Annotated in this window: 9 protein-coding genes; all 9 read right to left on the bottom strand. The window is 50.3% G+C overall.

Translation table 11 applies throughout. The annotated features are described in order from the left end of the window. Positions 1-171: 171 nt before the first annotated feature. Positions 172-1,299 carry a flagellar biosynthesis protein FlhB gene (gene flhB, locus VIN66_RS16200; protein WP_331924943.1) on the bottom strand — a complete coding sequence of 376 codons (1,128 nt, stop codon included), beginning with the start codon at positions 1,297-1,299 and terminating at the stop codon, positions 172-174. Positions 1,300-1,314: 15 nt separating this feature from the next. Then, on the bottom strand, positions 1,315-2,088 hold the full coding sequence (gene fliR, locus VIN66_RS16195) for a flagellar biosynthetic protein FliR (protein ID WP_331924942.1): 774 nt from the start codon (positions 2,086-2,088) through the stop codon (positions 1,315-1,317). 6 nt (positions 2,089-2,094) lie between these two features. Then, entirely contained in the window at positions 2,095-2,364 is a 270-nt protein-coding gene (gene fliQ, locus VIN66_RS16190; RefSeq protein ID WP_134053801.1) for a flagellar biosynthesis protein FliQ, read from the bottom strand. Beyond that, positions 2,361-3,107 carry a flagellar type III secretion system pore protein FliP gene (gene fliP / locus VIN66_RS16185; RefSeq protein ID WP_331924941.1) on the bottom strand — a complete coding sequence of 249 codons (747 nt, stop codon included), beginning with the start codon at positions 3,105-3,107 and terminating at the stop codon, positions 2,361-2,363. The genes fliQ and fliP overlap by 4 nt, the downstream gene beginning before the upstream one ends. An 8-nt stretch (positions 3,108-3,115) precedes the next feature. Beyond that, positions 3,116-3,652 (bottom strand): flagellar biosynthetic protein FliO, encoded by a 537-nt coding sequence (gene fliO, locus VIN66_RS16180; protein ID WP_331924940.1) that lies wholly within the window; start codon positions 3,650-3,652, stop codon positions 3,116-3,118. Next, complete coding sequence (fliN, locus tag VIN66_RS16175; protein ID WP_134053795.1) at positions 3,652-4,044, bottom strand: flagellar motor switch protein FliN; 393 nt, start codon at positions 4,042-4,044, stop codon at positions 3,652-3,654. Before fliN ends, fliO begins: the two co-directional genes overlap by 1 nt. Positions 4,045-4,049: 5 nt before the next feature. Continuing rightward, positions 4,050-5,138, bottom strand: coding sequence for a flagellar motor switch protein FliM (gene fliM / locus VIN66_RS16170; protein WP_134053794.1), 1,089 nt, complete (start codon positions 5,136-5,138; stop codon positions 4,050-4,052). Positions 5,139-5,150: 12 nt separating this feature from the next. Continuing rightward, positions 5,151-5,672: a flagellar basal body-associated protein FliL gene (fliL, locus tag VIN66_RS16165; protein WP_331924939.1), complete on the bottom strand. Its 522-nt coding sequence runs from the start codon at positions 5,670-5,672 to the stop codon at positions 5,151-5,153. A gap of 95 nt (positions 5,673-5,767) precedes the next feature. Next, positions 5,768-7,005, bottom strand: a 1,238-nt coding sequence (locus VIN66_RS16160) for a flagellar hook-length control protein FliK (protein ID WP_331924938.1), incomplete at its 5' end; no start/stop codon positions are given.

The raw sequence follows: 7,005 nt of genomic DNA, 5'->3' as shown, positions 1-7,005 counted from the left end.
CGAGGCCTTTGGCAAAGGCAAATTTCGAGCGGTCGAAATTGGTAAAGTAACTGGCTAACTGCATGACAACCCTGACAGTAAATTGGCGCTGTGTCAGGTATCAGCAAAAAACATTCCAATACTTAGCGGCAACTTTCGAAGCGATTAAAATTTGTCCGAATGCGGTTAACGTTAGTGCCGGTAGCCTTCAGGAATGGGCAGCTCTTTTGCCAGCGCTTTAGGCCGGTTGCCCTTACCTTTTTTGTACATTTTCAGCTGATATACATAAGCCAACACCTGGGCAACCGCAGCGAACAACTGCTCCGGTATCGGGTGATCCAGCTCTGTAGTGTGGTAGATTGAACGTGCCAGTGCCGGAGACTCAATCACTGGGACTTTATGCTCGTTCGCTATTTTACGGATATGCATCGCCACTTCATCAACACCTTTGGCCACAACAACCGGGGCGCGGAACTTACCCTGATCGTATTTCAGTGCAATAGCATAGTGAGTCGGGTTGGTGACAATCACATCCGCTTTAGGCACTTCCTGCATCATCCGTTTCATCGACATCTGCATTTGGGTACGGCGGATACGGGCCTTAATCTGCGGATCACCTTCGCTGTTTTTATATTCGTCTTTAATTTCCTGCAGCGACATTTTCAGTTGCCGTATATGGTTCCACTTCTGGTACGGCGCATCGACAACCGCAATTACCGAGACACTGGCACACAGGCCCAAAAACAACCAGGCCAGGAAATACAGCGCCGATTCAATATTGTTCGGCTCGCTCATCAATGACAGCGCCATGATGTCAAAAAAGAACATCTTCAGCAGCAAGTAAGCAATACCCACCACCACCAGCACTTTAAGAATACTTTTTAACAGTTCCACCAAAGCCTGCAGGCCAAACATCCGCTTAAAGCCACTTAACGGATTAAGCTTACTGGCTTTGGGCGCGGCAGCCTGCCAGCTAAAGTTAAAGCCACCCAGCAGTGTGTTGCCAATAAAACCGGCAACCAGAATAATAAAGAAAATACCGGCCAGCGGCGGAATAATATGTTCGCCAACCGCGCCCCAGGCGGTGAACATAGAATTGGTTTCAAAGATGTCTTTCGGGTTCAGTTGCATCATACGCTGCGCAACATCCAGCACTGCCATCGCCAGCATTTTACCAAATACCAAAATCGCGGCGGCACTGCCAATCAGTACAAAAGCGGTGCCCATGTCTTTGGATCGGGCAACCTGACCTTTTTCGGCTGCATCCTGCAGCTTTTTGGACGTGGGCTGTTCGGTCTTTTCGGCGCTTTCATCTGCCATGGCAGAGCCCTCCGTTTAGCAGCCAATCAGCCGGCAGCTGTAATCAATACTATGCTGCCACTGCTTGTCAAAATGGAATAAGAAGGTATCCAAAGTCAGCCACAGGATAATTAACCCCGATAGCATCGTGATTGGAAAACCTATAGAGAAGATATTCAGCTGCGGTGCAGCGCGCGTCATGATGCCAAAAGACAAATTCACCACCAGCATAGACACTATCGGCGCCAGTGCTATCGCCAGCGCAGTAGCAAACATCCAGCCGCCAAACTCGATCACCGTCCAGTAACTGGTCACTTCCCACCACTGGCCGTTAATCGGCAACGTATCAAAGCTGAACACTAGCATTTGGATCATGATCAGGTGGCCATCAAACAGCCAGAACAGTAAAGTTGCCAGGATCAGATAAAACTGACCTATCGCCGCCACGTTAACGCCGCTTGCCGGGTCTACCATCGATGCAAAGCCTAAACCGGTCTGCGTCGCCAGTAACTGCCCTGCCAGCACGAAGGTGGTAATAAACATCAGCGAGATAAAGCCCAGCGCAAAACCGATTAGCAGTTGTAATAGAACTTCCAGGAACATCTGCCCAGACATCAAATCCGGGTTCGCGACAGGTGGTAGGGTTGGCATGATAATCAGCGTGATCATCACCACCAGACCGGTTTTAATCCGCATCGGGATATTGCGTACACCGATACCGGCCATGATCAGAAACATCCCCGTTACCCGGCACAGCGGCAACAGGTAATCGGCGATGGTCTGCATCAGAACACTAAGCGGAAAATCCATAGCGGTTTAGCCTACCACCGTCGGAATACTGAGAAACAACTCATTGGTGTACTCCATAATCACGCGGGTAAACCAATGACCGCCAAAGATCAGCGCCAGCAAGGTGACAATTAACCTGGGCAGAAAACTAAGTGTTTGCTCGTTAATGGATGTTGCGGCCTGAAACACCGCCACAATCAGACCGACAAATAACGACGGCAGAATAATGGCGCTAACCAGCAGGATAACCAGATACAACGCATCGCGCAGTACATCGACAAAAACCTCTGGTGTCATGTGCCCACCCCATAGCTTGTCGCCAGTGTCCCCATTACCAGTATCCAGCCATCAACCAGCACAAACATCATCAGTTTAAACGGCAGCGAGATAATCATCGGTGACAACATCATCATACCCATTGCCATCAGCACGCTGGCCACTACCAGGTCGATGATCAGAAACGGGATAAACAGCATAAAGCCTATCTGGAAAGCAGTTTTCAGCTCACTGGTAATAAACGCCGGAATAACGACAGTGATTGGGTAATCCTGGGGCTGTTCAGCCAGTTCCAGCCCGGCAATCTGAGCGAAAGTATCCAAATCTTTGGTACGGGTTTGATGCAACATAAACGCTTTGATCGGCACTATTGCCGCATCCAGCGCCTGCACCGGCGTAATTTCCTCTGACAAATACGGCTGTATCGCCGTATCGTTAATATTTTTAAACACCGGCGCCATAATAAAAAACGTCAGAAATAGCGTAATACCGATAAGCACCTGATTCGACGGCGATTGTTGCAGGCCGATAGCCTGGCGCAGGATAGCCAGCACGACAATAATACGGGTGAAGCTGGTCATCATAATGACCATAGCGGGGATAAAGCTCAGCGCCGTCATCAGCGCCAGCACTTGCAGCGTTACGCTGTATTGCTGGCTGCCATCGGCACCGGTGGTTACAGTAACAGCAGATAAAGCACCATTATCAGCCAGAACATCGGGGCTCAGCATTATTGCCAGCACCACGAACAACAGTCGCAACATAGCTCACACTATTTTTTCAGGAACGATTGCAACTGTGTATGAAAGTCTGATGCCAACTTTTCTTCAGGTAATGGATTTTCCAGTTCAAACAGCAAATTTATGCTTTGTGAGGTCACGCCCAAAACACGCTGTTTTCCTTGCATTTCAATAACTAACAAACGCTCTTTTGGCCCAAGTGGCATAGCAGAAATTATTTTTATATGCCGGCTACCTGGCAGGCGTAGCGTCAATTTTTTGAATGCCCAGCCAAGTGCGACAACGATTGCGACGACAATCGCCAAAGAAAACGCCATCTTACCCAGGCCAAGCCCGGCCGATGGCCGCTGCGTACTGTTATCAACCTTAGCAAGCGGTTGTGCAGCTGCAGGCTCAGCGGGTACTTCTGCCGGTGTTGCCGGCAGAACCGCTGTACTGTTGTCCGTGGCAGCGTTTTCGGCAGGGCTGTCAGCCGTCACATCAGCTACCGTATCCTCTGCCTGCGTTTGCGCATTCAGCGTTACCGGTAACAGCAACATACAACATAAAGCGAGATAAAATAGGCGCATCAGCGAAGTTTCTTAATCCGTTCAATCTGGCTGATAACATCAGTCAGGCGAATACCAAACTTGTCGTTGACCACAACCACTTCACCATGCGCAATCAGGGTGCCGTTTACCAGAACATCCAGCGGCTCACCTGCGACCCGTTCCAGCTCTACTACAGAACCCTGATTTAACTGCAGCAAATTACGGATGCTGATTTTCGCCCGGCCCACTTCCATTGAAATGGTAACCGGAATATCTAAAATGGTGTCGAGTTTGCGCTTTTCATCAACGGTAATGTCGGCTTTCTCGCCATGCAACTCTTCAAGTTCAACCGGCTCAGCGCCGTCTCCCGCGCCTTCAGCCTCTGCCATCGCGGCAGCCCATTCGTCCATAGTGTCTTTATCATCAGCCATCTTAGTTACCTTCTATCACGATCTGACAGGTTCAGATCGGCTTCTAATTCAGAAATATCGGCATCGCTGTCAAGCCGACGCCCGCCTTTGGTAAATACATGCATTTCCGATTTAACCGACTCAGGCCGCTTAATTTTCTCGGTGATTTTAAGTGCCACGTTTTCACGTGAGCGGCCCAATTTGGCACGGTAAGTCGGTAAATCTTCAATTAATACCGTGATGTGCTCCGGAATTTCGATCGGAATAATATCGCCGGCTTTTAACTCCATGACTTCACGCAAGGTCAAATCAACGTCCATCATCTTGGTGGTTAAATCGACTTTAACATCCATGATTTCATCGCGCAGTGCTTTACTCCAGCGCAAGTCGGTATCTTCTTTATCGCTTTGCACACCAGCGTCAAGCAGCTCACGAATGGGTTCAAGCATAGAGTACGGCAGAGCGACGTGGAAATCACCGCCACCACCATCCAGTTCAATGTGGAACGAGCTGATTACCACCACCTCTGTCGGGCTGACAATGTTTGCCATCGCCGGGTTAACTTCAGAATCGAGATATTCAAACGACACGTCCATCACCGGCGCCCAGGCTTCTTTATAATCTTCAAAAATCAGTTTCAGCAGCATCTGAATAATACGCCGCTCGGTAGGTGTGAACTCACGGCCTTCAATCTTGGCATGATAACGACCGTCACCACCAAAGAAGTTATCCACCAGAATAAACACCAGCCGCGCTTCCATCGTAATCAGGCCGGTACCTTTAAGCGGTCTGAAGCGCACCATATTCAGGCTGGTTGGAACAAACAAGGTATGCACGTACTCACCGAACTTGATCATCTGCACGCCATTGATGGATACCTCAGCGGTACGGCGCATCATATTAAATAAACTGATACGCATATGGCGGGCAAACCGCTCGTTCACCATTTCCAGCGTTGGCATACGGCCACGGACAATACGATCCTGCGACGAGAAATCGTATTCCATAGCAGAGCGGCCCCGGCCCTCGCCGGATTCGTCTATTTCTTCTTCTTCAACGTCATCGACACCATGTAGTAGCGCATCAATTTCGTCTTGTGACAGTAAATCGGTCACGGCTGCTCACTCTTATTGCATGACAAAACCGGTGAATAGCACTTCATCGACCACCACCGAACCAACCACTTCAATCATCGCCTGTTGCAAATCACTTAACGCTTTGTTCTTCAGCGCATCGCGTCCGGCAACAGTCACCAACTCATCAGCATTGGCAGCACTGAATGTTTCCAGCAGGCTGCCTTCAATTAGCGGTATATGACGCATGGCAATGGTTTCGTTGTTGGTGCCCCGCACCAACAATTGCACTTTAATCTGAACCATACGATCACGTGATGCACCCGGCACATTAAATACGAAAGGCCGCGGTAAAGGCACATATAAGGCGGTGCCTTTGGGCTCTGCACCATCAGCGCCCGCTGAAGCAGAGGCCTCGTTACCTGAAGCCGTTGGCGCGGCGGCATCATCACCACCGGACAAAAACATAAAACCAACCACACCCAGAACAATCAGCAGTGCAGCGCCTCCACCGATAAGCAGTAATTTCTTTTTACCGCCGCCTTCTGCAATCACTAAGTCTTTTTCTGCTGCCATAGTCTGTGTCTTCCGTCCGTTTGCCCGGCATTATTATGCTCATCTGTCAGCGGCAATGTAAATCATCGCGGCCTAAATTCCGCTCTTAGCAGGCTTTATGCGTAATAATCCACCAACCGATCGTTAACTGTGGCGGTAACCTGCACCGCAGGGGTTGGCGCAGAACTGTCGTCACCACCATCATGACCAGCTTGATGCCTGCCGCCGCCGTTACCGTCGCGCTGGGCAAGTTGTCTTTCCTGTTGCTGGCTCTGCTGCTGCACGTTGCCTTCGCTAAGGGTAATGCCCTGCTGCTGCAACATCTCACGCAATCTTGGCATGTGTTGTTCAAGCGCTTCTTTCGCTTGGGGTTGCTGCACCACAAACTGTACTGAAGCCTGTTCTTGCTGCATATCTATTTTAATCTGCATCTGGCCAAGGCCGGCAGGGTCAAGCCGGATCTCCGCGACCTGAATATTCTGCCGCACCATCAGATTCACTCTTTCACGAAGCTGGCCAGCGGCATCCTGCTGCTGCAAATTCAGGCTTTGTTTTAACTGCTCAGCCGCACTGTGTTGTACTGTGCGCACCGCGCCAGTTTGCTGACGCTGCTCTGCAGTATGCAAACTGCTGCTAAAAAGCGCATCGCTACGAAGTGCCGACGCATCTGCCACAGATCTGGCGCCAGGTTGTTGCTGCTGGCTATCCGCCATCTGCTGCAGATCTGCAGTTAGCTGCGCACTGCTATTTTGCCGTTGCTGTTGCTGGCCGGATTGCTCTGAACCCTGTTTCGCGGCAGATTTGCTATCGGCCTTATCACTGTCAGACTTCAGCAGTTTTTCCGCAGCATTGGCATTTGACGTTTTTTGTTCAGTATCGGACGCCGTCTGGGCTTCATCTGGCACCTGTACATTTAGCGCACCAGCACTTGCTAATGCTGGAGTATCCTCAGCGCTCAGCTTAGCACTGTTAGCGGCGAGCGTTTCATCTGCAGACGCTTTAACTTTACCAGAGCCGGTTTCAGGCGACTTAACTGCTGCAAGCTTTGTCTCAGTTTTTACTGCGGCCTGATTTAACAATGCCAAATCTTCAGCGTTTTCTGCATTCACACCGACAGCGGAGATATCGCCATCCTCCGGCGGGACCGGTATAGCTTTATCTGCACTGACTGCAGAATCAACTGTCATTTTGCTGCCACGCGCTATCTGTGCATTGTCGTAGCGTGAGGCAGGCTTTTGCTCTGTGTTGCCGGTGTCAGCGGTTTTAATACCGGCTTCAGTATCAGCTGACGCTGCAGTTTTTGCGTCAGCTATCGTTTGCCTGGCTTCTGACGCGGCTTTACCGGCTTGCTCGG

This window comes from Rheinheimera sp. (genome assembly GCF_036568245.1).
Lineage (GTDB): Bacteria > Pseudomonadota > Gammaproteobacteria > Enterobacterales > Alteromonadaceae > Alishewanella.
Note: the sequence above shows the minus strand (reverse complement) of the source record. Positions and strands in the feature narration are given on the sequence as shown.